This window comes from Pseudoalteromonas fuliginea (assembly GCF_000690055.1).
In the GTDB taxonomy this organism is placed as follows: Bacteria; Pseudomonadota; Gammaproteobacteria; order Enterobacterales; family Alteromonadaceae; genus Pseudoalteromonas; species Pseudoalteromonas fuliginea.
The window spans coordinates 1-219 of the sequence record NZ_JJNZ01000152.1; the positions used below are offsets into that span (position 1 = coordinate 1).

Here is a 219-nt window from a genome sequence, read left to right on the forward strand (position 1 = left end):
GGTACGATTTAAGCTCAAACGGGAGCCCTTTTGGCATTGTTTGACGTGGCATGCCTGCAAAGCGCAGTAGTGGTTTTGGTTGCTTACCTTCTTTTGCGTGTGTTATGCGTTGCTTGATGCTGGTATGGTCTGATTCCTCTAGGGTGTTAGCCATTTTCGCTCTAATTGGGTTTAAATCTACATAGGCCATGCAGGCCGCAAGGGCTGCTTCATCTAATA

At 47.0% G+C, this 219-nt stretch carries 1 pseudogene; it reads right to left on the reverse strand.

Features of this window, described 5'->3' with window-relative positions:
- Positions 1-219 (reverse strand): annotated as a pseudogene (locus DC53_RS0120895) (hypothetical protein); the annotation flags it as partial.